The sequence below is a fragment of the Streptomyces sp. NPDC004667 genome (assembly GCF_040609475.1).
Taxonomy (GTDB): Bacteria; Actinomycetota; Actinomycetes; order Streptomycetales; family Streptomycetaceae; genus Streptomyces.
This window is the reverse complement of record NZ_JBEXKC010000269.1, coordinates 1-1,288: the sequence shown is the minus strand read 5'-3', so window position 1 is coordinate 1,288 and position 1,288 is coordinate 1. Positions and strand designations below refer to the sequence as shown.

At 72.0% G+C, this 1,288-nt stretch carries 2 protein-coding genes; both read left to right on the top strand.

What is annotated here, in order from left to right; all coding sequences use genetic code 11:
* Positions 1 to 283: 283 nt before the first annotated feature.
* On the top strand, positions 284 to 481 hold the full coding sequence (locus tag ABZW32_RS39965; protein ID WP_356225848.1) for a hypothetical protein: 198 nt from the start codon (positions 284 to 286) through the stop codon (positions 479 to 481).
* Between the two features lie 157 nt (positions 482 to 638).
* On the top strand, positions 639 to 1,091 hold the full coding sequence (locus ABZW32_RS39960; RefSeq protein ID WP_356225846.1) for a hypothetical protein: 453 nt from the start codon (positions 639 to 641) through the stop codon (positions 1,089 to 1,091).
* The last annotated feature ends 197 nt before the right edge of the window (positions 1,092 to 1,288 follow it).

Genomic DNA, 1,288 nt, shown 5'->3' with positions numbered 1-1,288 from the left:
GCCGGCCGCGGCTGATGCCCGTTCGCGTCGAGCGAGGGTGAGGAGGGGACGTGCCGGTACGAGCGGTGGGTTGGGCCCGGTCGTTTCCCGTCAACGTGGGTGTCCGTGAGGCCCGTCGGTGGTGTCTGGCACGTCCGGAGACCCTGCCGTGGACCGGCGGCGCCTCCGACACCGTCCACTCCGCCCTGCTCACGGTGTCGGAGCTGGTCACCAATGCGCACGTACACGCCCACAGCAGTGCCCGGCTCGCCCCGACCCGGGGCGCTGCTGTCTGCACGTCAGCGTGGCGGACGACGACCCGGAGCTGCCCGCGCCGAGGCCGGCCTCCACCCGGGCCGACTCCACCCGGGGCCTGGCCATAGTCGACGCCGTCGCCGACGGGTGGGACGCCCGCGCCTTCCACGGCGGCAAGACGATCACGGCCTGCTTCCATCCGCCGGATGAGCCCTCCCCACACGCGCGCGAGGCCCGGGGGTCGTGAGCGGGGCGTCAGCCGCCCACAGTGAAGGTGTCACGGCCCGGGCGGAAACGGTTCAACTCCTGACCACCTCCCATTCGTATGACATGTGAAATATCACATGTCATACGAAGCTGCCTGCGGGTCCGGGCGGCGATCCCCGATGACGAGGAGAATTCCGATGAACCGCTTGACTCTTCTGGCGGTCGGCGCCGCAGGCCTGACCGTCCTTTCCGTCGGCCCCGCCTTCGCCGCCGCCCCCGCGGCTGCCGCCGAGACCGTCACCTCCTGCGGGAGTTCGGGTCTTCAGGCAGGTCTGGCCACCAGGGTGTGCGCCGATGTCACCGGCACCACCGTCGAGTTCTACGGCACCGTCGGACTTGCCGGCCCGCCCTCGCCCGGCAGCCCGGCGCCCGCGCCGAAGGAGCTCTTCACGACTCTGTCCACCGAGGTCGTCGGGACCAACCCGCCCGCCACGCAGACGAGGTCGGTCATCTTCACCTCATCGGCCCTTCAGGTGCGCGGTGCGGCCGGCATCGCCCCGTGCGGTTCGACCGTGCGCGCCACCTTCGGCGTGGCCTCCTTCCCCTGGCCGGCCAAGCCGGTCGTCCACGAGGTCACGATCGCCTGCTGAGCAGGCCCGCGCCAAGGTACTGCGGCGCACACGTCGGCGGAGTCCCCGTCGGCGTGTGCGCCGTTTTGACGCCTGGGGCCGCCGTCGCGCTGTTCTCTGCGTCCGAGATGGTCGCGCGCGAGGACACGGCCCTCGCGCTGGCCGGGCCCCCGCGCGAGCTGGCGGCCACCGGCTTCTCCCGGTTCCTCGACTCCGTC